Source organism: Saccharopolyspora sp. 7B (genome assembly GCF_020177435.1).
Taxonomy (GTDB): domain Bacteria; phylum Actinomycetota; class Actinomycetes; order Mycobacteriales; family Pseudonocardiaceae; genus Saccharopolyspora_C; species Saccharopolyspora_C gregorii.
Genome location: NZ_JAIUKC010000114.1, coordinates 1 through 24,181 on the forward strand (window position 1 = coordinate 1; position 24,181 = coordinate 24,181).

The following is a 24,181-nucleotide window of genomic DNA, read 5'->3' on the forward strand; positions in this document are numbered from 1 at the left end:
CCCACCTCCCCACCGCCACCCGAAGACCTCGAACGCGCCGTCCACACCATCGTCCGGCACCTGCACCAGGAGCTGGGTCGCCGCGCTAGTCGACGACGGCGGGGAGCGGCGGCAGCTGGTGGATCTCGCCCGCCTCGTGCAGGCGCAGGAAGGCGTCCACCACGCCGGGGTCGAACTGCGTGCCGCTGCCGTCGCGCAGCTCCTGCACCGCCTCGTCCACGGTGAGGGTGCGCCGGTACGGCCGATCGGCGAGCATCGTCGCCCACGCGTCGCACACCGACACGATCCGCGCCTCCAAGCGGATCTCCTCGCCGCGCAGCCCCAGCGGATAGCCCTTGCCGTCCCAGCGCTCGTGGTGCTGGCGCACGATCTCGGCGATGTCGTCCAGGTCAGGCACCGCGCGCACCAGCCGGTAGCCGTGGTCGGGGTGCTCGCGCAGCAGCGCCCATTCGGCGTCGTCGAGCGCGGCGGGTTTGCCCAGCACCGACGCCGGGATCACGATCTTGCCGACGTCGTGCAGCCGTCCCGCGAGTTCCGCGTCCTGCACGGTGCCCGCCGCCGCACCCATGGCCTCGCACACGATCCGGGCGTAGGAGCCGACGGCGCGGCCGTGCGAGTGCGAGGACAGGTGCCGGTCGACCAGGTCGCTGACGGCGTGCAGGTAGCCCAGCGAGGCGGTGTGCTCCGACGCCGAGCCGGGCCGGTCGCCGACGGAGATCCGGTCGCGGCCTTCGGCCTTCGCCGCGTACAGCGCGCGGTCGGCGGCGGCGACGATGCGCACCGGGTCGTCCTGGTGGCCGTCGGCGAGGGCGGCTCCGACGGAGGTGGTGACCGCGATGCTCGCCCGTTCGGCGCGGGCGACGGGTTCGCGGGCGATCGCGTTCCGCAGCCGTTCGGCGATCGCGGGCACGTCCTCCGGTGCGACGTCGGTGGCCAGCAGCGCGAACTCCTCGCCCCCGTAGCGGGCCAGCACGTCACCTTCGCGGACCACCGCGCGCAGCCGCGCCGAGACCTCCAGCAGCACCCGGTCCCCGACGGGGTGCCCGTACCGGTCGTTGATGGCCTTGAAGTGGTCGATGTCGGCGATGAACACGGCGAGCCGGGTGCGGGTGCGCCCCGCCCGCGCCAGTGCTTTCGGCAGTTCCGCCTCGAAGTACCGGCGGGTGTGCAGCCCGGTGAGCGAGTCGGTCACCGCGAGCCTGCGCTGCTCGGAGACCATCACCACGAGCCTGCCGAGGGTGAGCAGGAACAGCACCGCGCACGCCACCGCGATCGCGTTCACCGAACCTTCGGACACCCGCGAGTTCTCCAGCACCAGCACGCCCGGTGCGATGAGCGAGGCGGCCGCGAGCATCGTGACCCGCAGCGGGCTCAGGTTCAGGTCCTTGCCGGGTCCGGCCTGGGCCACCGCCGCCATCGTCGGGTGCAGCCCGGCGGCGCCGAGCGCGATGTTGCCTGCCAGCCACAGCACGTCCAGGAAGTTGCCTGCCGCGTAGCTTCCGTCGATGCGTTGCAGCACGTAGATCGAGTCGGCACCGAGGAACGCCAGCAGGTTGGCGACCAGCAGGAAGAACGCCGGCGGCCGCGGCCCGGGGTCGAGCAGCAGCCGCAGCCCCACCGCCAGCAGCGCCAGGTCCAGCACCGGGTACGCCACGTACGCCGAGGTCGTCAGCGTCGACTCGTCCGCACTGGTCAACGGCTGGATCAGGTACAGCCAGGACAGCAGCGCCGCCGCCACGCCCAGCACGGTCGCGTCGATCAGGCTCGGCAGGTCGCGCCGCGGCGCGCGGGCCCGGATCAGCAGCAGCACCCCGGCGACGATCAGCGGGTAGTGCGACAGGTACAGCACGTCGGCCACGAACGGGAACGTGGTGATGCCCAGCAGGTAGTGCGCGGTGTAGAAGCTCGCGTCGGCGAAGAAGTACACGGTCTGGCTGGCGGCGATCAGCAGCCACGCCAGCTGCCACCGCGGCCGGTACCGGCGCACGCCCAGCAGCAGCGCCGGAACGGCGGAGGCGCTGATCCCGCAGTACAACACGATGCGCAGCGCACCGGTGCCGTCGACGCCCGCGAGCGCGAAGTAGACCAGCGCGACCAGCGCGCAGCCGATCAGATAACCCGGCCATCCGAGGCCGCCGAACGTCCGGCGGACGGTGCTGATCATCGGTGCCTCTCCACTCGGGACCCGGCCGATCGGCGACGCGTCCGCGTCGGTTCCGCGCGGTGCGGAGCGGGCCCGCCGAAGATCGGCACCACCTTAGTGGCGCGGTCCCGGCCCGGGGAACACGTGGCTCGTGGCCGGAATCCGCACGCGCCGGTGCGCGATGTGGACGGTCCGCCGCCGTGGACGGTTCGTCCGAGCGATGATCGTCCCGCCCGGGTGCGGTGCACAGTGGACCCACCGCTGCACGGCGATCGTGGGGAAATTCCTCACCGCCGGACGCTGCCGCGGCCCGTGACGGGGCCCGGCGGACCGGCGCGGCGCGCAAGGGGGAGCCGCGGCACCCCCGAACCCTCGGGAGCGCCGCAACGAGTGCGGACGCCGACCTCCGCGATCAGGTCAGCGCGCTCGGATCCGCGGGCACGTCCACCGCGTGCTCGCGCAGCGCGCTCAGCGGCACCACCTCGATGGCCTTCGCGTGCGTGGCGGCCAGCAGCACCGGCGGCGCCGCTCCCGCCGAGTACGCCTCCAGCCAGCGCGACGCGCACACGCACCAGCGGTCACCCGGCTGCAACCCGGCGAACCCGTGCTCGGGGCGCGGCGTCACCAGGTCGTTGCCCGTTTCCTGCTGCTGCACCAGGAATTCGGTGGAGACCACGGCGCACACCGTGTGCTCGCCGACGTCCTCCGGCCCGGTCGAGCAGCATCCGTCGCGGTAGAAACCGGTGAGCGGGTCGGTGCCGCAGGGCTCCAGCTCGCCACCGAGAACGTTGCGATCGGTCGTCATGAGGGCACCTTCACTCCAACACCTGGACGCCGGTCCGGGCCGGCACCTCAGGCCCGGAACCCGATGAGGTTCCAGTGTGGCGAGAACAGCGGTATCCGTCCAGTGGCCGCGGCGGTCTAGCGGGGCATCCTGCGCCAGATCGGGCGCGGTACGTAGCGCAGCACCCCGAACAGCACCCGCAGCGCGAACGGCACCCACACCTCCACCCGGCCCCGGCGCAGCGCCTTCGCGGCGGCGTCGGCGACCTGGCCGGGCGTGCTGGAGAACGGTGCCGGGGACATGCCCTCGGTCATCCGCCCGACGACGAACCCGGGCCGCACCACCAGCAGGTGGACGCCGCTGCCGGCCAGTGCGTCGGCGAGGCCGGCGGCGAACCCGTCGAGCCCGGCCTTCGCCGACCCGTACACGTAGTTGGCCCGCCGCACCCGCACCCCGGCGACGGAGGAGAACACGACCAGGCGGCCGCGGCCCTGGGCGCGCATCAGGTTCGCGAGGTGGGTGAGCACGGAGACGTGCGCGACGTAGTCGGTGTGCACGATCGACACCGCGTGCTCGGCGTCCTGCTCGGCCCGCTCCTGGTCGCCGAGGATGCCGAAGGAGACGATCACCTCGTCGAGCGAGCCGTGCCGCGCGGTGAGCTCGTCCAGCAGCGGGCGGTGCGATCCGAGGTCGTCGGCGTCGAACTCGACGCGTTCCACCGCCACCGCACCCGCTTCGCGCAGCCGCGCCTCCTGCTCGTCGAGGTCGCCGCTGCGGCGCGCGGCCAGGACCACTTCGCGGTTGCCGTCGCCGACGAGGCGGGCGGCCAGTTCGACACCGATCTCGCTGCGGCCGCCGAGGACCAGAACCGTGGAGCTCATGGCCGATCAGTGTGCCCGAGGGGTTCAGCGCAGCTCGGGTGAGGGGGTGAGGCCGCCGCGGCAGAACGCCACGACCTTCTCCCGCAGCGCACCGTCGGACACGGCGGCCACGGCGTCGTGCCCGGCGTCCACCTCGAGGTACCGCAGCGCGGGCCCGGACAGCGCCGGTCCGGCCAGCTGGTGGCGCAGCGACCTGGCCCGGTCCACCGGCACCAGCTCGTCACCGGTGCCGTGCACCAGCAGCACCGGTGCCGTGTTCGCCGCGGAGGCGCGTGCCAGTTCGTCGCCTTCCACCAGCAGCGGCGCCAGCGCCGCGCACGCCGACCACAGGCCGGGGGTGCTGCCCGCGGCCTGCAGGGCGAGCCGCCCGCCGTGCCCGCCGCCGAGCAGGACCGGCCCGGGCAGCCCGGCGCGCTGCGAGCGCAGGTGGTGCCCGAGCGAGATCACCCCGGCGAGGTCCGGCCCGCCCCACCGGCCGCCGTCGGACCGGCGGTTCGGCGCGATCACGGCCACCCCGACCGACGCCAGGTCCTGGAACAGCGGGTGGAACTCCCAGCGCCACAGCTCGCCTTCGGTGTGGTGCAGCGCGAGCACCACGTGGTCGCAGGTCCGCCACTTGGTGCCGCCGTAGACGACGGCCTCGATGCCGCCGCCGAGGCGCAGCAGGTCCGCGGAGGCCCACGGCGGCAGCTCCGGGCCGGCCTCCTCGGGCAGCGCCGAGCAGGAACCGCTCGGCGACACCGTGACCAGCGTCGGCGGCCGCGCGGGCGAGGAGAACGGCACCCGCACCGTCTTGCCGTTCAGGTGCGCCCGGTCGCCGGTGCGGCCCGGCGGCAGGGTCAGCGCGGTCAGCTTGTCCTCCCGCGGCGCGTAGAGGTCGAGCGCCGACAGCGCGCCCGATTCCCGCCGCAGCAGCACCCGCTGCCCGCCGTCGTCGACGGTCAGCGGGATGTGCGTCGGGCACAGCCGGTCCGGGAACCGGACGCTGCCCGCCCCGTCCAGCAGCACCCAGCCGACCCGGTCCGCGCCGCTGGAGGTGGAGCGCACCAGCAGCAGCTTGGACCGCTGGTGGTGCAGCAGGATCCGGTCGTCGCTGCTGGGGGACAGCGAGAACAGCGGTTGCCACGAGCCGCGCCGCAGATCGGCCAGCACCCCTTCCACGGCCTGCCCGGGCCGGGTCAGGTTCAGCGCCAGCAGATCCGCGTCGGTGTCGAGCCACACACCCCCAGTGGCGGCACCGGGCAGCCGCACGAGTGGCTCGACACCGGGCGGGCCGTCGGTGAGTCGCCAGACGGCCGTTCGTTCCGGGTCCTCCTGCGCGACCAGGAAGCCCAGTTGCGCCGCCGACGGGCTCGGCAGCAGGTAGCCGTCCGCGGCGCGCACCTGGCCGACGATGTGCGCGCGCGGTGCGGACGGGTCGACGAGTTCCAGTTCGGCGAGTCCGCCGCCGCGGTTCACCAGCAGCAGCACCCGGCCGTCACCGAGCGGCAGCACCTGGGCACGCGGGTCGACACCGGAGTCGGTGTGGATGAGTTCCGGTTCGCCGCGGACCTTCCCGGGCAGCTGGCCGAAGCGGCGGGCGCGCAGCGAGTGCGGCCGGGGGCCGCGCGGGGCGAACGACCACAGCTCCAAGGTCGAGACCTCGGCGCTGGTGCGGATGCACGCGATCTCCCGGCCATCCGGGGAGAAGCCGAAGTTCGACCTGGACACGGCGGACGTGGCCGGCCGGATCGGTGCGGGTGCGCTCATGAGCACCCCGGGAGGGCGGATTGCACTCCGCGAGAGTAGGAAACCGCAGTTCAGGGCGGTTTAGGGTTTCCTTAGAGGTGAGCCTGTATCACCCGTCCCGGGCAGGATCCTCACTCGGAGGTGTCAGCCGGGCGGCGAGTTCCGGGAACGCCGGGGAACGGGCGCGGATCGATGGAGATCTCCTCCATCCGCTTGCGGTAGAGCTCGTAGCGCCGCCGCGCCTCGCCGAAGCGTTCCGCGCGCAGCAGGGTGGCGACCAGGTCGAGGTGCGCCTCCTCGTCGTACTGGTCGTCGCGCAGCAGCCGCAGCGCGAACCGCGCCACCCGGTCGGTGTCGCCCTCGTCGCGGGAGCGCCGGGTCAGCGCCCGCAGCAGCGCGGCGTGCGTGGTGCGCAGCTCGTCGGCCAGCGCGTCCGCCCACTCCTGGTACGGGTCGTCCTCCAGGAAGTCGCCGGTGTAGGCGGCCTCGGCGTCCAGCAACAGCGCGGTCGCGGCGGGGGAGTCCTCGCGGTCGGCCTGCAACGCCCTGTCGGCGAGGGCGAGGAACGATTCGACGTCGATGCGCACGCACCTCGGGTCGAGACCGACCGTGCCGGTCTCGCTGGTGCGCAGCACCGATCCCGCGGCCGGGCCGGACGTGGCCAGCACGTCGCGCACGGTGGACAGCAGCACCGAGAGCCGGTTGCCCGCGCGTACCGGGTCCACCTCCGGCCACAGCAGTTCCATCAACTCTTCGCGGCGCATCGGGCGCCGCTTGGCGACGAGGATCTTCAGCAGGTCGCGGGCCTTGCGGGACTGCCAGGCCGCGCGCGGCACCGGCACCCCCGCGTGCTCGATCCGGAACACGCCGAGCGCGCGCAGCAGGACCGGCGGCGCCAGCCGGGCGACCGCGGCCAGCGGGCCGGCGGCGGCGCGGGCGTCGGGGGCGGCACCGTGCTCCAGCAAGGTGCGTTCGGCGAGCTCGGCCACCGCGCCCGCCCCGCCGGGCGCCGGGGCCAGGCGGTGGCGCAGCAGCAGGGCCTGCGCCTCGTCGAAGGCGAAGCCGCCGTCGCGCCAGATCTGCACCGCTTCGTCCAGCGCGGGCCCGTGCACCAGCGGATCGGTGGCGGTGACGGCGGTGAGCGCGAGCGCTTCGGCCAGCCCCGGCTCGTCCCCGCGGGCGCGGGCCTGCTCGGCGGCGAGCGCCGCGTCCGCCCTGGCCGGTTCCGCGTCCCCCGCCTCCCAGGAGATCCAGCCGCGGGTGAGCAGCGCGCGCACCTCGTGCAGGTGTTCGCCGAGGTCGATGGCGCGCTGGGCGAGCAGCCGGGCGCGCGCCGGGTCGTCGGCGGCGCGGGTGCGGGCGAGCCCGACCAGCGCGGAGCTCGTCGCGAGCACGTCGCGCGCCGGTTCGGCCAGCGACAGCGCCTCCTCGTAGGCGGAGCGGGCGCGTTCGAGCCTGCCGCGCAGGCGGTGCACGTCGCCGCGCACGCACAGCGGCCACGCGAGGAACCCGGTGCCGAAGCGGCCGAACACCTCGCAGGCCGCGTCCACCGCGACGGTCGCCTCGTCGAACCTGCCGAGCCTGGTCAGCGCGTGGGCGCGCTGGGTGAGCGCGTGCGCGCGCAGCAGCGGGTCGTGGTGCTGCTCCGCCGTTCGCAGCGCCGCGTCGGCCTGCGCCAGCGCCGCGCCGGGTTCGCCGGATTCGGTGCGGTGCAGCGCGCGCAGCACGTGCAGCCTGCCGAGGTGCGCGTCGGCGGCGTTGTCCGCGGCGGCGAACCACGCGGTGCGCGCCGCGCGCTGGTCGCCGCGGGCCGCGGCGAGCACGGCACCGGCGAGCGCGGCGACCGGTGCGGTGCGCGGGTGACCGCGCTGCTCGGCGATGTCGGCGGCCCGCCGCGCCTCCCGCTCGCCGCGGGCGGTGTCGCCGGTGAGCCGGTGCGCCAGCGCGGCGGTCGCGTGCAGCCGCACTTCGTCGGCCGGATCGCCCGCGGTGCCCGCGGCGGCGGCGCAGGCGGCGAGCGCCTCGGCGGGTTCGGCCCTGGCGAGCGCGGCGTCGGCGATCCGCCACGCCAGGCCGGGTTCGGCGGGGTCACCGGCGCGGGCCCAGTGCGCGGCGGCTTCCGGCCACCGTCCGCGCAGCCGGTGCGCCTGCCCGACCACGCGGGCGATCCGCTGGTCGTGCTGCTCGCCGAGGAGGGTGGCGGCGTCGAGCACGACGTCCACGTGCCCGTCGTCGAGCAGCCGGGCGCCCGCCTCCACCAGCAGCGCGGCGCAGCGCTCGGTCTCGCGGGCCGCGACGAGGTGCCGCAGCGCGCGTTCGTGCCTGCCCGCGCGGTGGTGCTCGTCGGCGGCCTGCCGGTGCAGCGCGGTGCGGACCTCGGGGGTGACGGTGCGCGGTTCGGCCAGGAACTCCGCGAGCGGTGGCACCAGCGCCCACCGCCCGGTCGAGGCGGGCCGCAGGAGTCCTCGCCGGGCCAGGTCCGTGAACACCCCGCCCTGCTCCTCGTGGGTGACGTCGCCGAGCACGGCCAGCCGGTGCAGCGCGTGCCGCGCCCGCTCCGGTTCGCGGTCGAGGACTTCTTCGGCGAGGTACGGGTGGAACCGGGTGGCGGGTGGCAACCCGCCGCCGCGCGGTTCGGGCACGGCGCGCAGCGAGTCGATGGCCCGGCACACCGCGGCGGGCCAGCCGCCGGTGCGTTCGCCGAGCTCGTGGGCCAGCGCGATGTCCGCGGTGCCGAGGCAGCGCTCGATGAGCTCGGCGATCTCGTCGGCGTCGAAGGCGAGCAGCCCGGCGTCGATCTCGCTGACCTTGCCCTGTCCGCGCAGCCGTTCCAGCGAGAACGGCGGTTCGTGCCGGGACAGCAGCACGATCCGCAGCCGCGGGGGAGCGCTCCGGCACAGGTCGGCGAGCAGCGCCGCCGCGTGCTCCCCGGCCTCGTGCAGGTCATCGACGACCAGGTGCAGGTCCACCGCCAGCTCGCGCAGCCACTCTCGGACGGCACCGCGGTCGGGTTCCGGGGCGGGACCGGGCAGGTGCGGGCGCGCGGCGTCGACGAGCGTCGCCAGCAGCCGTCCCGCGTCGTCCCCGGCGCCCTCGGGAGACCACCAGGCGGTGCCGCGCGCGGACGCGGCCCAGGCGCGGACCGCGGTGGTCTTGCCCCAGCCCGCCGCCGCGATCACCAGGCAGACCCGGTTGCGGGTGGCGGTGGCGAGCGCGTCCGCCAGCACCGGGCGCGCGATGGTGCTCGTGCCGTGCCGGTCTCGACCTCGCATCGCCCCTCCCCGCCGTTCCGCTCCGGGTTTCCGCGCCCGGTCCGCCGCGCCGGAGCCGTTCCGGTGGGCTGCCAGCCATGGTGAGATCGGTCCGGGCCCACCGCTGGGTGCGGGAACGAGGTGGTGGCGCGGGTCGGGACGCTCGGTGCTGAATCGAATCCGAGGTTCGCCTCAACGTGCTGGCGCGCCGGTGATCCGCTGCCACCTCGGGGGCGAGCCCGAGTCCGGTGCGTGGTCGGCCCGCCGTCGAGCCCCCGCACATCGGGTGAAGTGCGCCGCGGGCTGGTCACCTGCCCGGGTAGGAACGTTCACCGAGTATTGACCGGCCGGTCCGGAACGCGGTGAAGCGGGACACGTCCGGTGGGCGCTGCCGCCGATCGTGCCGCTCACCAGGGGTAATGTGATCGTTCTCAGCGGCCGCGGAGGTGGGGTCCGCGGGCGGCGGCGGAAAAGGGTGGGACATGGGCGTCAACGGTGATCGAGTTCCGGCTGCGGGAGACCCGGGCGGAAGGACGCTCCGTTGACGGTGTCGATGAACCGCGGGACCGGGCCGGCCGCGGGCACCACCCCCATCACCGATCTGCTCGCGCACTCGCCGGGGTCGACGGCCGCGGCGGCGGCGCTGGCCCGAGCCCTGCTGGAGCCCGATCGGACGGCCACCCGGCCCGGCCCGGGAGCAGCGGGAGAACCGGCCGTCCCGGAGGCCGTGGCCGACGGGCGAACGGAACCGGAGCAGGCCGCCGGTGCCGCGCCCGTCGCCGTGTTCGACTCTGGGCCGGCCGCGCCGGAACGCACCCTGCTCGACGTGTTCGCCGCGACCGCGCGCGCCCACCCGGACGCGCTCGCGCTGGACGCGGGCGAGCGGACCCTCACCTACCGGGAGCTGGCGGAGCGGGTCCGGGTCGCGGCGCTCGAGCTCACCGACCTCGGCGTCGGCCGCGGCGACCGGGTCGGCGTCCGCGTCGAATCCGGCACCGCCGAGCTGTACCTGGCGGTGCTGGCGGTGCTCGCCGCGGGCGCGGCCTACGTGCCGGTGGACGCCGACGACCCGCAGGAGCGCGCGGACCTGGTGTTCGGCGAGGCCGGGGTGTGCGCGGTGCTGACCGGCGGTGCCCCGGAACTGCTCGGCACGCCGGGTGGCCGCGGTGGCGCGCCGGCCCCGGACGACGACGCGTGGATCATCTTCACCTCCGGTTCCACCGGCACCCCGAAGGGCGTGGCGGTGCCGCACCGCGCGGCGGCGGCGTTCGCGGACGCCGAGGCCCGGCTGTTCCTCCCCGACGACCCGATCGGGCCGGGCGACCGGGTGCTGGCGGGGCTGTCGGTGGCGTTCGACGCGTCCTGCGAGGAGATGTGGCTGGCGTGGCGGCGCGGCGCCTGCCTGGTGCCCGCGCCGCGGTCCCTGGTCCGCACCGGCGCGGACCTGGGGCCGTGGCTGGTGCGGCGGCGGATCAGCGTGGTCTCCACCGTGCCGACGCTCGCGGCGCTGTGGCCGCCGGAGGCGCTGGCCGAGGTGCGGTTGCTGATCTTCGGCGGGGAGGCGTGCCCGCCGGAGCTCGCCGAGCGGCTCGTCGCCGACGGCCGCGAGGTGTGGAACACCTACGGCCCGACCGAGGCGACGGTGGTGGCCTGCGCGGCGCGCCTCGACGGCGCGGGACCGGTGCGGATCGGGTTGCCCCTGGACGGGTGGCGGCTCGCCGTCGTGGACGCCGCGGGAAGCCCGGTCCGGCCGGGCGAGCAGGGCGAACTGGTCATCGGCGGCGTCGGGCTGGCCCGCTACCTGGACGCGGCCAAGGACGCGGAGAAGTTCGCGCCGCTGCCCTCGCTGGGCTGGGAGCGGGCCTACCGCAGCGGTGACCTGGTCCGCGCCGACCCGGAAGGGCTGGTGTTCGTCGGTCGAGCCGACGAGCAGGTCAAGCTCGGCGGCAGGCGCATCGAGCTCGGCGAGGTCGACGCCGCGCTGCAGGCCCTGCCCGGGGTGGCGGGCGCCGCCGCGGCGGTGCGCCGCACGAAGGCGGGTGGCGAGCTGCTCGTCGGCTACCTGGCGGCGGAGGACTCGTTCGACACCGACGACGCGGTGCGGCGGCTGCGCGAGGTGCTGCCCGCTTCGCTGGTGCCGCTGCTCGCGGTCGTGGCCGAGCTGCCGATCCGCACCTCCGGCAAGGTCGATCGGGCCGCGCTGCCCTGGCCGCTGCCGAGCCGGGAACCCGCGGCGGACGGCTCGCTGTCGGTCACCGAGTCGTGGCTGGCGGGGGAGTGGGCGGAGGTCCTGGGCATGCGCCCCGACGGCCCGCGTGCCGACTTCTTCGCCCTCGGCGGCGGCAGCCTCGCCGCCGCGCAGCTGGTCACCAGGTTGCGCACCCGGCACCCGCAGGTGTCCGTCGCCGACGTCTACCAGCACCCGCGCCTCGGCGAGCTGGCCGCGCAGCTCGACGAGCTGGACGCGGTCACCGCCGACCGGCGCGAGATCGCCGAGGTGCCGCAGCGGACGGGGTGGGCGCAGCTCGCGATGCTGGTGCCGCTGAGCACGCTCACCGGGCTGCGCTGGACCGCGGTGCTGGCCGCGGGCGGCACGCTGCTGGCGGCGGCGGGAGCGCCGTGGGCGCCGCGGGTGTCCTGGTGGCTGCTGCTGGTGGCGTGGCTGGTGCTGTTCAGCCCGCCGGGCCGGATCGCGCTGGCGGTCAGCGGGATCCGGCTGCTGCTGCACCGGGTCCGGCCGGGTACCTACCCGCGCGGCGGTGGCGTGCACCTGCGGTTGTGGGCCGCGCAGCAGTGGGATCAGCGGTGCGGGGCGAGCGCGGTCTCCGGCGCGTTCTGGACGACGCACTACGCGAAGGCGCTGGGCGCGAAGATCGGCGACGACGTCGACCTGCACTCGCCGCCGCCGGTCACCGGCCTGCTCAAGATCGGTCGCGGGGCGGCGATCGAACCCGAGGTGGACCTGTCCGGGCACTGGGTCGACGGCGACGTCGTCCACATCGGACGGATCAAGGTGGGCGCGGGGGCGCGGGTCGGCGCGCGCAGCACCCTGCTGCCGGGCGCGCACGTCGGCAAGGGCGCGGAGGCCGCGGCCGGATCGACCGTGCACGGCGTGATCCCCGCCCGGCAGCGCTGGTCCGGTTCGCCCGCGGCCCGCACCTCCGGTTCCCCGGCGAAGTGGCCGGCGCGGCGGGCGCCGCGCTCCCGCCGGTGGAGCGCGGTGTACGGGCTGACCTCGGTGCTGTTCGCGCTGGTGCCGGTGCTGGCGGTGCTGCCCGCGCTGCCCGTCGTCGTCCCCGAGCTGGTGGCGTCGGCCACCGCGCAGGACGCGGTGCGGCGGGTGCTACCGCTGGTCCCGGCCGCCACGGTCGCCTGCTTCGGCGGCTACGCGCTGCTGGTGCTGGTGGCGGTCCGCGTCCTCGGCATCGGGCTGCGCGAGGGGCACCACCCGGTGCACGGCCGGATCGGCTGGCAGGTGTGGGCTTCGGAACGCCTGATGGGCATGGCGCGCACCGCGCTGTTCCCGCTGTACGCCAGCACGTTCACGCCGACGTGGCTGCGGCTGCTCGGCGCGAAGGTGGGGCGCGGCACGGAGATCTCGACGGTGCTCGCGGTGCCGAAGATGACGAAGGTCGCCGACGGCGCGTTCCTCGCCGACGACACGATGGTCGCCACCTACGAGCTCTCCCGCGGCTGGCTGCACGTCGCCCCGGCCCGCATCGGCAAGGGAGCGTTCCTCGGCAACTCGGGGATGACGGCGCCGGGCCGCTCGGTGCCGAAGCGGGGGCTGGTCGGGGTGCTGTCCTCGACGCCGCGGAAGGCGAAGAAGGGTTCCTCGTACCTGGGCCTGCCGCCGATGCCGCTGCGGCGCGCGCAGGTCGCCGCGGACGCCGAGCGCACCTTCGACCCGCCGCTGCGGCTGGTGTTCGCCCGGGCGCTGGTGGAGCTGTGCCGCCTCGTGCCGGTGATGGTGTCGGCGGCGCTGGCCGTGCTGGTGCTCGGCGCCCTCGCCGAGGTGTGGCTGGTCGCGGGTCCGTGGGCGGCCGCGGCGCTGTCCGGGATCGTGCTGCTGGTGGCGGGTGTGCTGGCGTGCGCGGTGACGACGGCGGCGAAGTGGCTGCTGATCGGCCGGTTCCGGGTGCGGCAGCGCCCGCTGTGGAGCTCCTTCGTGTGGCGCGGCGAACTCGCCGACACCTTCGTCGAGGTGCTCGCGGTGCCGTGGCTGGCGGGCCCGGCGACCGGGACGCCGCTGCTGTCGATGTGGTTGCGCACCATGGGGGCGCGCATCGGGCGCGGCACCTGGGTGGAGACCTACTGGCTGCCCGAGGCGGACCTGGTGCGCATCGGCGCGGGCGCCGCGGTCAACCGGGGGTGCGTGGTGCAGACCCACCTGTTCCATGATCGGATCATGAGCATGGACGAGGTGGCGCTGGAGCAGGGCGCGACGCTGGGCCCGCACGGCATCGTGCTGCCCGGTGCGGGCATCGGGGCGCGCACCACCGTCGGGCCGGGCTCGCTGATCACCCGCGGCGACGCGGTGCCCGCGGACTCGCGCTGGTGCGGCAACCCGATCTCGGCGTGGCGGGCATGACGGCCGCGCCGGGAGCGGACCGCTCGACGGACTCGTACCTGCCGGAGCACGGCAACGGCGGTTACCGGGTGGAGCACTACGACCTGGACCTGGACTACCGGGTCGGCCCGAACCGGCTGTCCGGGGAGGCGGTGCTCACCGCGGTGGCCGGGCAGGCGCTGTCCGCGTTGAGCCTGGACCTCGCGGACCTGCGGGTGCGCCGGGTGACCGTCGACGACCGTCCCGCGAAGTTCACCCACCGCGCGGGCAAGCTGCGCATCCGGCCGGCGGCGCCCATCGCCGACGGCGCCCGGTTCCGGGTGCGGGTGCGGTACGCCGGCAACCCGAGCCCGATCCGCGGCCGGTGGGGCGACATCGGCTGGGACGAGCTGACCGAGGGCTCGCTGGTGGCCGGCCAGCCGGTCGGGGCGCCGTCCTGGTTCCCGTGCAACGACCACCCGTCCGACAAGGCCGCCTACCGGGTCGCGGTCACCGCCGACACCGGGTTCGAGGTGCTGGTCACCGGAGACCTGGTGTCCCGGCGCGCGGCGGGCGCGGGCACCGAGCGGTGGGTCTACGAGCGGACCGAACCGACCCCGACCTACCTGATGGGCGTGCACACCGGCCGCTACCGGGAGGTGCCGCTGGCCACCGGCCCGGTGCCGCAGCGCGCCGCGGTGCCGCCGCACCTGGTGGCGTCGTTCCGGGAGATGTTCGGCCGCCACGACGAGATCATGCGGGTGCTGTGCGGCCTGTTCGGCCCGTACCCGTTCACCGAGTACGTCGTGGTGATCACCGACGACGAGCTGGACGAGCCGATCGAGGCGCAGGGCATGGCGGTGTTCGGCCGGAACCTGCTCGACGGCACTCGCACCCACGAGCGGCTGGTGGTGCACGAGCTGGCGCACCAGTGGTTCGGCAACAGCCTCACCATCGGCGACTGGCGCGACATCTGGCTCAACGAGGGCTTCGCGACCTACGCGGAGTGGCTGTTCGCGGAGGCCGTCGGCGAGCGCACCGCCGCCGAGCACGCCCGCGACTGGCACCGGCGGATGCGGCAGGCCGAACCCGGACTGCGGGTGGCCGATCCGGGCGTGGCGCGGCTGTTCGACGAGGGCGTGTACAAGCGGGGAGCGTTGGCGCTGCACGCGCTGCGCGTCGAGCTCGGCGACGAACCGTTCATCGGCCTGCTGCGCCGCTGGGCCGCCGAGCACCGGCACGGCACGGTGCGCACCGCCGAGTTCACCGCGCTGGCCGAGGAGATCGCCGGTCGTTCCCTGGCCGAGTTCTTCGCCGGCTGGCTGCACGGCACCGAACCGCCCGCGGACCCCGGTTTCTGACCCGCGGTCCGTCCCGCTGCGGGAGGTGGATCAGCCGGGGTCGCGGATGCGTTCCCCGGCCTGCGCGACCCGCTCCAGCAGGCCGAGCAGCTGCTCGCGCTCCGCGCCGTCCAGCGGGGTCAGCAGGATCTCGATCATCCGCTCGGTGCGCCGCAGCAGACCGGCGTGCGCCTCGCGGCCGGTGCCGGTCAGCCGCAGCACGTTGCGCCTGCCGTCCGCGCTGTCCCTGGCGCGCTCGACCAGCCCGCGCCGCACCAGCCGCGCGATCACGTCGGCCGCGGTGGAGCGGTCCAGCGCGACCCGCCCCGCGAGGGTGCGCTGGTCCAGCCCGGATTCGTCGGCGAGCCCGTTGAGCACGGCGAACTGCGGCGGCGTGATCTCCTCGGACACCGCGGCCGTCCACAGCATCGTGTGCACCTGCTGGACCCGGCGGATCAGGTGCCCGGGATGACCGTTCAGATCGATGGAAACCACCGCGCCATTGTGCCCCGCCCGCAGAACGATCCGGGCACGGAGCAGATCTGCATCGAGCAAGGCGGCGCGAACTCGTTGACAAGCGGTCCTTCCGGGTGGAACGTGCAACCCAATTGATCCGTGCACGGATCGAATCGAGCCCGGAGGAGCGGTCGATGCGGACCAGCGTGGCCATCATCGGAGCGGGACCGGCGGGCCTGCTGCTCGCGCGGCTGCTGCAGCAGCGGGGCATCGAGTCGGTCGTGCTGGAATCCCGCTCCCGCGACCACGTCGAGCACCGGCAGCGCGCCGGGATCCTGGAGCAGGGCACCGTCGACGTGCTGCGCGCCTGCGGTGCGGGGGAGCGGATGGACCGCGAAGGCCTGGTGCACGACGGCATCGAACTGCGCTTCGGCGGCGCCGCCCACCGCATCGACCTCGCCGCGCTCACCTGCGGGCGCCGGGTGATGGTCTACGCGCAGACCGAGGTCGTGCGCGACCTGGTGGCGCTGCGCCTCGACTCGGGCGCGCCGCTGCTGTTCGACGCCGACGTGCTCGCGGTGCACGACGCCGAGACCGAGCGGCCGCGGGTCCGCTACCGCCACGGCGGCGCCGAGCACGAGCTCACCGCCGACCACGTGGTCGGCGCGGACGGGTTCCACGGCGTGGCGCGGAGATCCATCCCCGCCGACCGCATCCGCACCTACGAGCGCAGCTACCCGTTCGCCTGGCTGGGCGTGCTCGCCGACGTGCCGCCGTCCACCGACGAGCTCGTCTACGCCTGCCACGAGAGGGGATTCGCGCTGCACAGCATGCGCGGGCCGCAGGTGAGCAGGCTGTACCTGCAGGTCCCGCCGGACGCCGACCTGGCCGACTGGCCGGACGAGCGGATCTGGGACGAGCTGGACGTGCGCTTCGCCGCCGACGGGTGGCGGCTGCGGCGCGGACCGATCACCGACCGCTCCATCACGCCGATGCGCAGCTTCGTCGCCGAACCGATGCGTCACGGCAGGCTGCTGCTGGCCGGGGACGCCGCGCACATCGTGCCGCCCACCGGGGCGAAGGGGCTGAACCTCGCGGTCGCCGACGTGGTGCTGCTGGACCGGGCGCTGGCCGCGGCGGTGCAGCACGGCGACCCGCGCCCGTTGGAGTCCTATTCGGACACCGCGCTGCGGCGGGTGTGGCGGGCCGAGCACTTCTCGTACTCGATGACGACGCTGCTGCACGCCGATCCGGCGGCCGACGAGTTCGGCCGCCGGTTGCAGCGCGCGCAGCTGGACCACCTCGTCGACTCGGCCGCGGCCGCCACCTCGCTGGCCGAGAACTACGCGGGCCTCCCGCTGTAGTCAGCGGTCCCGCAGGGCGCGGCGCAGCAGCTTGCCGGTGGCGGTCTTCGGCAGCTCGGGCAGCACCTCGACCTGCCGCGGGTACTTGTAGGCCGCCAGCCGCGCGCGGCAGAACTCCACCAGCTCCGCGGGATCGGCGCGCTGCCCGGCGCGGAGGCTCACGTACGCCCGCACCGTCTCGCCGCGGTACGGGTCCGGCACGCCGACGACGGCGGCCTCGCGGACGGCGGGGTGTTCGTAGAGCACGTCCTCCACCTCCCGCGGCCACACCTTGTAGCCGCCCGCGTTGATCTGGTCCTTCTTGCGATCCACCAGGTAGAACCAGCCGTCGGCGTCCCGGTGCGCGACGTCGCCGGTGCGCAGCTCGCCGCCGGGCAGCGCCGCCTCGGTCTCCGCGGGCCTGCCCCAGTAGCCGGGCACCACCTGCGGACCGGAGATCGCCAGTTCGCCGATCTCGCCGGGCGGCAGCTCGCGGCCGTCCTCGCCGAGGACGCGGGCGCGCGTCGAGCCCACCGGCACGCCCACCGACAGCGCGCCCGAGCCCCCCTCGACCCGGCCCGCCACGCCCCACGGCTGCGCGAACGCGGCCGAGGTGGTCTCGGTGAGGCCGTAGACGTTGTGGATGCGCTGCCCGAACCGCCGCTCGAAGTCCCGCACCGTGCTCGGCGGGATCGGCGCGCCACCGGAGTAGACGCGGCGCAGGCTCGCCAGGTCCGCCGCCGTGCCCTCGGTACCGAGCAACGCGATGAACGCGGTGATCGCCCCGACCGCGAAGGTGGGCCGGTGCTCGCGGATCGCGTCCAGCACCACCTCCGGCTCGAACCGGTGGGTGAGCACCAGCGGCACCGGCGTGAGCAGCGCCAGCGCCACGTGCCCCACCAGGCCGGTGATGTGGAACAGCGGCGCCACGCCGAGCACCGAGCCGTCCGCGCCGAGCCCGGCCAGGTCCCGCCACACCCGCGCGTCGAACACCACGTTGCGGTGGGTGTTCATCGCGCCCTTCGGCGGGCCGGTGGTGCCGGAGGTGTAGCTCAGCGCCGCCACGTCCTCCGGGCCCGGTTCCACCGGCTCCGGCCGGCGTCCGCGGTGCGCCGCGAGCAGCTCGCCGAGATCGGTGGTGCCCGCGGGCACCGGCCCGTCCGGTTCCGGCAGCACCCGCGCGTCGTCGCGGCCCTGGAAGGCGCGTTCGGCGGTGGTGATCACCAGCCGCACCGCGGTGTCCGGGAGCACCTCGGCGGCCACCGACTCGTGCAGCCCGCGCAGCGCCACCAGCACCGCCGCTCCCGAATCGGCCAGCAGCAGCGCGAGCTCCCGCCGCTTGTTCATCGGGTTGACCGGCACCGCGGTGCAGCCGGCCTTCCATGCGCCGAGCAGCGCGATGGCGAACTGCGGCGTGCTCTGCAGGTACAGCGCCACCCGCTCGCCCGGTACCACCCCGCGGTCCTGCAGCGCGGCGGCGAACGCGTCGGTGAGCTCGTCGAGCTCGGTGGTGGTGATCGTCGCGTCGAAGTAGCGGATCAGCGGGGCGTCCGGGCACCGGCGCACCGCGTCGGCGAACGCGGCCACCGCGTTCGGGGGCTCGGCCTCGGAGCGCCGGGAGTGGGGCGGCGCCAGGTCGTGCTGCGCCGCGTCGTGCCGGGGTGCTCCTCGTGGGCGGCCATGCGACCACCGTTGGCCCCGCCGAGCTCCGCGTCAAGCTCCCTTGAGCAGCTCGGCGACCAGTTCGGCGACCTGCTCGGTCTCCACCAGGAACCCGTCGTGGCCGTGCGCGGACCGGATGATCCGCGCGCTGGTCCCCAGCCCCTCCGCGAGGGCGTGCTGGTCGGCGGGCGGGAACAGCCGGTCGCTGTCCACCCCGGCGACCAGCGTCCGCGCCCGGACCCGGCCCAGCGCCGCCGCCAGCCCGCCGCGGTCGCGCCCCACGTCGTGCCCGCTCATCGCCTCGGTGAGCCGCACGTAGCTGGCGGCGTCGAAGCGCCGCACCAGCTTCGCCGCGTGGTGGTCCAGGTACGACTCCACCGCGTAGCGCCCGCCCGCCGCCGGATCCTCACCGTCCTGGGGAGCCGAACCGAACCGGGCTTCGAGCTCCTGCGGGCTGCGGTAGGTCAGGTGCGCGATCCGCCGCGCCAGGCCGAGCCCGGCGTGCGGTCCGCGCCCGTCGGGCAGCTCGTGGAAGTCACCGCCCAGCCAGTCCGGATCGGCGCGGATCGCGTGCAGCTGCGTCGACGACCAGGCGATCTGCTCCGCCGTCGCGGCCGCCCCGCAGCACAGCACCAGTGCGGAACCGACCCGGTCCGGCTGGTCCACGGCCCACTCCAAGGCGCGCATCCCGCCCAGCGAACCGCCGATCACCGCCGCCCACCGGGGCACGCCCAGGGCCTCCGCGAGCGCGACCTCCGAACGCACCAGGTCCCGCACGGTCAGCGACGGGAACCGGCCGCCCCACGGTCGCCCGTCCGGTGCCGGGTCGGCCGGGCCGGTGCTGCCCTGGCAGCCGCCGAGCGCGTTCGGCGCCACGACGAACCAGCGGTCGGTGTCCAGCGCCAGGCCGGGCCCGACCACGCCTTCCCACCAGCCCGCGGCCGGATGCCCCGGCCCGGCGGGTCCGCGCAGGTGCGCGTCACCGGTGAGCGCGTGCAGCACCAGCACCGCATTGCCGCCGTCGGGGTCGAGGGAACCCCACGTCTCGTACGCCAGGCGCGCGCCGGGCAGCACCGCACCCGACTCCAGCCGTGGCCGATCGAGGTGCAGGAACCGCCGCCGCCCCGGCGGATCCCCTTCCCGCCAGGCACCGGTGGCGGGAAGGGACCGCGTGTTCATCCGCTCAGCTCTCCAGCTCGGCCTTCGCCGCGCGGAACGCCGACTCCAGGTCCGCCTTCAGGTCGTCGACGTTCTCGATGCCGACGGACAGGCGCACCAGGCCGGGCGTCACGCCCGCGTCCAACTGCTCCTGCTCGGTCAGCTGGCTGTGCGTGGTGCTCGCCGGGTGGGCGATGAGGCTGCGCACGTCACCGATGTTGACCAGGTGGCTGAACAGCGACACGCCCTCCACGAACTTCCGGCCGGCCGACACCCCGCCGCGCAGCTCGAAGGACACGATGGCGCCGAAGCCGTTGTTCAGGTAGCGGTTGCCCAGCTCGTGCCATGGGCTCGACGGCAGGCCCGCGAAGTGCACCTTCGCCACCTCGTCCCGCTCCTCCAGCCAGCGGGCCAGCTCCAGGGCGTTCGCGCCGTGCCGCTCGATGCGCAGCGACAGCGTCTCCAGGCCCTGCAAGATCAGGAACGCGTTGAACGGCGAGATCGCCGGACCGAGGTCCCGCAGCCCCTGCACCCGCAGCTTCGCGGCGAACGCGCCGTGCCCGAGCGCGGGCCAGTAGCGCAGGCCGTGGTAGCTCGGGTCCGGCTCGTTGAAGCCGGGGAAGCGCTCCGGGTCGGCGCCGAAGTCGAAGGTGCCGCCGTCCACCACGATGCCGCCGACCGCGGTGCCGTGGCCGCCGAGGTACTTGGTCGCCGAGTGCACCACGATGTCCGCGCCGTGCTCCAGCGGTCGCAGCACGTACGGGGTGGTGACCGTGTTGTCCACGACCAGCGGCACCCCGGCCTCGTGCGCGATGTCGGCGATCGCCCGCACGTCGAGCACGTTGCTGCGCGGGTTGCCCAGCGATTCCGCGAACAGCAGCTTCGTGTTCGGGCGGATCGCGGCCCGCCAGGCTTCCGGGTTGTCGAAGTCGTCGACGAAGGTGACCTCGATGCCCAGCTTCGGCAGCGTGTGGTGGAACAGGTTGTAGGTGCCGCCGTACAGCGAGGAGCTGGAGACCAGGTGGTCCCCGGCCTGCGCCAGGGTCAGCACCGTCAGCGTCTCCGCGGCCTGCCCGGAGGACACCGCGACGGCGCCGACCCCGCCCTCCAGCTTGGCGACGCGCTGCTCCAGCACGTCCTGGGTGGGGTTGGTGATGCGGGTGTAGATGTTGCCGGGCTCGGCCAGGCTGAAGAGGTCCTGCGCGTGCTGGGTGTCGCGGAAGACGTACGAGGTGGTCTGGTAGATCGGCGTCGCGCGGGCGCCGGTCGCCGGGTCGGGCTGCGCCCCGGCGTGGATCTGGAGCGTGTCGAACGACCAGTTCGCCTCGGGCGACTCGTTCTGGGCGGGGACGTCAGCGGACATGAGTACTCCACGGTGTGACGACGCGGACGCGTCGAGATCGAGCGTGCGGACGAGGCCCCCGCGGCGGATGCGCGGCGGCGGGCCGAGAGGAGGGTGGCCGCGGTTCAACGGCCTCGCGAGGAGATCAGCGAGTGCGACAAGCGGACGCGGTCACGCGCACGAGGTCGACGTGGCGGCGCTCCACTAAGCGGATCATGGCGGCGAGCCTAACCGTTGCACCACCCGGAGCAACAGAACGTTCACCATTCGGGAGCAAGGCCGGTCACCCAGCGTGTCCTGAGTGCCGTACGCAGCGGAACCCGAGGTTGCCGACGGAGCTGTCCGGGGTGTTGGAGGTGCGGGCCGCGACGCGGTAGCGGTTGCAGTACGAGTCGTGGCACAGGTAGGAACCGCCGCGCATCACCCGGTTCTCGCCCTCGGCGGGCCCCTGCGGATCGGTGGCGCCCGCCGCGGCGTGCTCGGTGCCCCAGCGGTCCGCGCACCACTCCCACACGTTGCCCGCCGCGTTGTGCAGACCGAAGCCGTTCGGCGGGAACGCGTCGGCGGGCGCGGTGCCCCGGTGGCCGTCCTCGGCGAGATTCTTCACCGGGAACGAGCCCTGCCAGATGTTGCAGCGGTGCTCGCCGTCCGGGGTGAGCTCGTCGCCCCACGGGTAGCGGCGCTGCTCCAGGCCGCCGCGCGCCGCGAACTCCCACTCCGCCTCGGTGGGCAGCCGCGCCCCCGCCCACCGGCAGTACGCGACCGCGTCGTGCCAGGACACGTGCACCACCGGGTGGTCGGCGCGGTCGTCGACGTCGGAACCGGGGCCTTCCGGCCGGTTCCAGGTCGCGCCTTCCACACCGCACCACCAGGGGGTCTGCTCCGGCCGGGGCGCCGAGCGCCGCAGCGAACCGGGCAGGAACGAGGCGAAGACGTAGGACCAGCCGAAGCGCTCGGCGTCGGTGGTGAACCCGGTGTCGGCGACGAAGCGGGCGAACTCGGCGTTGGTGACGGCGAGCGCGCTGATCTCGAACGGGCTCACCCGCACTTCGCGCACCGGGCCTTCGCCGTCCTGCGGGAACCCGTCCGCGTCGGCGGTGCCCATCAGGAACGCGCCGCCGTCGAGCGCGATCCACCGGTGCTCGACGGTCTCGGCCGCGGCGCCCGGCGCCACGGCCGGGGCGTCGCCGGCTTCGCGGGTGCGCCCGGGCGCGCAGCAGCCGTCGTGCCGCTCGGAGGTCTTCGGGTCCGCTTCGCTCACGGCGTCCACTCTAGGAGCGCTCGGCGCCGGAACCGGGGAGCGGGGTGGGCCGCATCGGGAGGCACGGGGACCGATCCGGCCGGGTCCACGACCGGATCAGTCCACTGAGGACGGTCAGGGATGCGTGCGCGGCCCGCGCAGCCGCTGCACCAGAGCGGCACCGGCGCCCCGGAAACCGTCGTCCAGGACGTCGGTGAACATCACCGCGCCCACCACGAGAACGAACAACATCACCACGACAACAGCGAACATATCGACACAACCCCTTTCACCTGGATCATCGTCGACCGGCCATGATCGTTACGGGGCGTCCGGGTGACGCGCGCGACGCGGTCACCCGCACCCTTCGGGAGTTCCGCCGGGACCACTAATCTAGGCGGGTGCGGACACCTCGGCCACCTTCACCGCGGCCGGTCTCCGGGCGGCCCAACCCGGCGCAGTGGGTTTGGTACGCGTTCGGCGGCCGGTTGCCCGCGCGCTGCGCGGAATGGGTGCTGCACGACGTGACCTGCCGGACCTGGGCGCTGCGGCACGTGGCCCGCGCGCTGACCCAGCTCGCGCCGTTCTGCCTGCTGCTGCTGTTGCTGCCCGGGCCGCTGGACCTGCGGCTCAGCACGATCGGGATGGGGTTGTTCGTGGGGCTGTTCTGCTCGCTGTACCTGATGGGGGAGGCGTGCGAGCACCGGTCGATCAAGCACGGCCATCCGCCCGGCCTGGCCCGCGAGACCCGGCAGGTGCGCAAGGACGTGGAGCGGGCCGGCAAGCACGGCACCGGGTTCCGCCCGTGGTGGCACTGACCGTCCCGCGTTCCGCGCTCGCCGACGCGGAACCGGTCGCGTTCTGGCCGCAGCGCTCGCCGATCGCGCCGCGCCCGCCGCTGCCCGGTCCGAGCCGGGCCGACCTCGCCGTGGTCGGCGCCGGGCTCACCGGGTTGTGGACGGCGGTGCTGGCCAAGCAGCGCGACCCGGGCCTCGACGTGCTCGTGCTGGACGCGGGCCGCGCCGGGTCCGGCGGCAGCGCCCGCAGCGGCGGATTCCTGTCCGAGTCCCTCACCCACGGCCTCGCCCACGGCACCTGGCTGTGGCCGGCCGAGATCGGCGGGCTGGTGGAGCTGGGCAGGCGGAACCTGCGCGAGATCGGGGAGTTCCTCGACGCGGAGGGCATCGACGCCGACCTGAGCTGGTGCGGCAAGACCGCCGTGGCCACCGAACCGCACCAGGTCGGCGAGCTGCGGGACGAGGCCGACCTCTACCGCGAGCACGGGTTCACCGCGCTCTTCCAGGGCGCCGGCGGCGTCCGGGCGGACCTGCGCTCCGACTCGTTCCGCGCCGGACTGCGCCTGCCGGAGGCCGGGGGACTGGTCGACCCGGTGAAGCTCGTCGGCGGCCTGCTCGCGGCCGCCGAGCGGGCCGGGGTGCGGGTGCACGAGGGCAGCCCGGTCCGCTCGGTGCGCGCCGGTTCGGCGGCCGTGCGACTTCGGTGTCCACAAGGGACTGTCGAGGCCGGGCGGGTGGTGCTCGCGACCAACGCGTTCCCCGCCCCGCTGCGCGGGCTGCGCCGCCGGGTGCTGCCCGTCTGGGACCACGTGCTGGTCACCGAACCGCTGTCCGCGGCGGCGTGGGACTCCCTGGGCTGGCGCGAACGCCAGGGCGTCACCGACTCGCACAACCTGTTCCACTACTTCCGCCCCACCCCGGACGGCCGGGTCCTGTGGGGCGGCGGCGCGCCGGAGTACTTCTTCGGCGGGCGCACCTCCGGCCGCTTCGCCGACCGGCCGGAGGTGCACCGCAGGCTCGCGGCCCGGTTCTTCGCGACGTTCCCGCAGCTGGAGGGCACCCGGTTCACCCACCGCTGGGGCGGGCCCATCGACGCCACCACCCGCTCGACCCCGGTGTTCGGCACGGCCTGCGCGGGCCGCGTCGCCTACGCCACCGGCTTCACCGGGCTCGGCGTGGCCGCCTCCCGGTTCGGCGCGCAGGTCGCGCTGGACCTGCTGGCGGGCGCCGAGACGCGGCGCACCCGCTCCGCCCTGGCGCGGACCCGGCCACTGCTGTACCCGCCGGAACCGCTGCGTTGGCCGCTGGTGCGGCTGACCCACCGGGCGCTGGCCCGCGCCGACGCCACCGCGGGCCGGCGCGGGTGGTGGCTGCGGCTGCTGGACCGGCACGGGATCGGCCTCGGGAGTTGATCGCCCGCCCGGCGGCCGCCGGACCGCCGTCCGCCGCACCGCGTCCACCGGTGCCGACACACCGGCGCTTCCTCCTTCCGAGCGAACCCGCGGCC

Annotated in this window: 16 protein-coding genes; 5 read left to right on the forward strand and 11 right to left on the reverse strand. The window is 75.0% G+C overall.

What is annotated here, in order from left to right; all coding sequences use genetic code 11:
• Positions 1–85: 85 nt before the first annotated feature.
• The 5 genes from LCD33_RS18205 to LCD33_RS18225 all read right to left on the reverse strand — a co-directional run bounded on the left by LCD33_RS18205 (position 86) and on the right by LCD33_RS18225 (position 8,808).
• The gene (locus LCD33_RS18205; RefSeq protein WP_224959132.1) at positions 86–2,164 is read right to left on the reverse strand and encodes a diguanylate cyclase; all 2,079 of its coding nucleotides are present in this window, start codon (positions 2,162–2,164) and stop codon (positions 86–88) included.
• 391 nt (positions 2,165–2,555) lie between these two features.
• On the reverse strand, positions 2,556–2,948 hold the full coding sequence (locus tag LCD33_RS18210) for a DUF2237 family protein (RefSeq protein WP_224959131.1): 393 nt from the start codon (positions 2,946–2,948) through the stop codon (positions 2,556–2,558).
• A gap of 116 nt (positions 2,949–3,064) precedes the next feature.
• Positions 3,065–3,808 carry an SDR family NAD(P)-dependent oxidoreductase gene (locus tag LCD33_RS18215; RefSeq protein ID WP_224966541.1) on the reverse strand — a complete coding sequence of 248 codons (744 nt, stop codon included), beginning with the start codon at positions 3,806–3,808 and terminating at the stop codon, positions 3,065–3,067.
• Positions 3,809–3,832: 24 nt separating this feature from the next.
• Positions 3,833–5,557, reverse strand: a complete 1,725-nt coding sequence (locus LCD33_RS18220) for an alpha/beta hydrolase (protein ID WP_224966540.1) — start codon at positions 5,555–5,557, stop codon at positions 3,833–3,835.
• Between the two features lie 110 nt (positions 5,558–5,667).
• A complete protein-coding gene (locus LCD33_RS18225; protein WP_224978072.1) occupies positions 5,668–8,808 on the reverse strand; it encodes a BTAD domain-containing putative transcriptional regulator in 3,141 nt (1,046 codons plus the stop codon).
• Positions 8,809–9,334: 526 nt separating this feature from the next.
• Here LCD33_RS18225 and LCD33_RS18230 point away from each other — a divergent pair.
• Together LCD33_RS18230 and LCD33_RS18235 are read left to right on the forward strand one after the other, a co-directional pair.
• Positions 9,335–13,378 carry a Pls/PosA family non-ribosomal peptide synthetase gene (locus LCD33_RS18230; RefSeq protein WP_224978082.1) on the forward strand — a complete coding sequence of 1,348 codons (4,044 nt, stop codon included), beginning with the start codon at positions 9,335–9,337 and terminating at the stop codon, positions 13,376–13,378.
• The gene (locus tag LCD33_RS18235) at positions 13,375–14,697 is read left to right on the forward strand and encodes a M1 family metallopeptidase (RefSeq protein WP_224966548.1); all 1,323 of its coding nucleotides are present in this window, start codon (positions 13,375–13,377) and stop codon (positions 14,695–14,697) included. Before LCD33_RS18230 ends, LCD33_RS18235 begins: the two co-directional genes overlap by 4 nt.
• A 30-nt stretch (positions 14,698–14,727) precedes the next feature.
• Here the strand turns inward: LCD33_RS18235 and LCD33_RS18240 are convergent, their stop codons facing one another.
• Positions 14,728–15,171, reverse strand: a complete 444-nt coding sequence (locus LCD33_RS18240) for a MarR family winged helix-turn-helix transcriptional regulator (RefSeq protein ID WP_224966538.1) — start codon at positions 15,169–15,171, stop codon at positions 14,728–14,730.
• Between the two features lie 155 nt (positions 15,172–15,326).
• Between LCD33_RS18240 and LCD33_RS18245 the strand changes: the two genes are divergently transcribed.
• Entirely contained in the window at positions 15,327–16,496 is a 1,170-nt protein-coding gene (locus tag LCD33_RS18245) for a 4-hydroxybenzoate 3-monooxygenase (protein ID WP_224978073.1), read from the forward strand.
• Here the strand turns inward: LCD33_RS18245 and LCD33_RS18250 are convergent, their stop codons facing one another.
• The 5 genes from LCD33_RS18250 to LCD33_RS18265 form a co-directional block, all read right to left on the reverse strand.
• Positions 16,497–18,062 (reverse strand): class I adenylate-forming enzyme family protein, encoded by a 1,566-nt coding sequence (locus LCD33_RS18250; RefSeq protein WP_224978074.1) that lies wholly within the window; start codon positions 18,060–18,062, stop codon positions 16,497–16,499. It abuts the gene before it with no gap.
• A gap of 126 nt (positions 18,063–18,188) precedes the next feature.
• Positions 18,189–19,316: a homoserine O-acetyltransferase gene (locus LCD33_RS18255; protein ID WP_224959121.1), complete on the reverse strand. Its 1,128-nt coding sequence runs from the start codon at positions 19,314–19,316 to the stop codon at positions 18,189–18,191.
• A gap of 4 nt (positions 19,317–19,320) precedes the next feature.
• Positions 19,321–20,658, reverse strand: coding sequence for a bifunctional o-acetylhomoserine/o-acetylserine sulfhydrylase (locus tag LCD33_RS18260; protein WP_224978075.1), 1,338 nt, complete (start codon positions 20,656–20,658; stop codon positions 19,321–19,323).
• A gap of 124 nt (positions 20,659–20,782) precedes the next feature.
• Positions 20,783–20,854 (reverse strand): putative leader peptide, encoded by a 72-nt coding sequence (locus LCD33_RS29630; RefSeq protein ID WP_373690076.1) that lies wholly within the window; start codon positions 20,852–20,854, stop codon positions 20,783–20,785.
• A 66-nt stretch (positions 20,855–20,920) separates the two neighbouring features.
• Positions 20,921–21,898 carry a formylglycine-generating enzyme family protein gene (locus LCD33_RS18265; protein WP_224978076.1) on the reverse strand — a complete coding sequence of 326 codons (978 nt, stop codon included), beginning with the start codon at positions 21,896–21,898 and terminating at the stop codon, positions 20,921–20,923.
• A 380-nt stretch (positions 21,899–22,278) separates the two neighbouring features.
• On the opposite strand from LCD33_RS18265, the gene LCD33_RS18270 reads away from it, so the two are divergent.
• Both LCD33_RS18270 and LCD33_RS18275 read left to right on the forward strand, forming a co-directional pair.
• A complete protein-coding gene (locus tag LCD33_RS18270; RefSeq protein ID WP_224959115.1) occupies positions 22,279–22,695 on the forward strand; it encodes a DUF5313 family protein in 417 nt (138 codons plus the stop codon).
• Complete coding sequence (locus tag LCD33_RS18275) at positions 22,683–24,086, forward strand: FAD-binding oxidoreductase (RefSeq protein ID WP_224978077.1); 1,404 nt, start codon at positions 22,683–22,685, stop codon at positions 24,084–24,086. The genes LCD33_RS18270 and LCD33_RS18275 overlap by 13 nt, the downstream gene beginning before the upstream one ends.
• Positions 24,087–24,181 lie beyond the last annotated feature (95 nt).

Coding starts and splice junctions, on each gene's coding strand:
- LCD33_RS18220 (WP_224966540.1), bottom strand. CDS start 5,557: ATGAGCGCACCCGCACCGATCCGGCCGGCCACGTCCGCCGTGTCCAGG.
- LCD33_RS18235 (WP_224966548.1), top strand. CDS start 13,375: ATGACGGCCGCGCCGGGAGCGGACCGCTCGACGGACTCGTACCTGCCG.
- LCD33_RS18210 (WP_224959131.1), bottom strand. CDS start 2,948: ATGACGACCGATCGCAACGTTCTCGGTGGCGAGCTGGAGCCCTGCGGC.
- LCD33_RS18205 (WP_224959132.1), bottom strand. CDS start 2,164: ATGATCAGCACCGTCCGCCGGACGTTCGGCGGCCTCGGATGGCCGGGT.
- LCD33_RS18225 (WP_224978072.1), bottom strand. CDS start 8,808: ATGCGAGGTCGAGACCGGCACGGCACGAGCACCATCGCGCGCCCGGTG.
- LCD33_RS18245 (WP_224978073.1), top strand. CDS start 15,327: ATGCGGACCAGCGTGGCCATCATCGGAGCGGGACCGGCGGGCCTGCTG.
- LCD33_RS18255 (WP_224959121.1), bottom strand. CDS start 19,316: ATGAACACGCGGTCCCTTCCCGCCACCGGTGCCTGGCGGGAAGGGGAT.
- LCD33_RS18260 (WP_224978075.1), bottom strand. CDS start 20,658: ATGTCCGCTGACGTCCCCGCCCAGAACGAGTCGCCCGAGGCGAACTGG.
- LCD33_RS18215 (WP_224966541.1), bottom strand. CDS start 3,808: ATGAGCTCCACGGTTCTGGTCCTCGGCGGCCGCAGCGAGATCGGTGTC.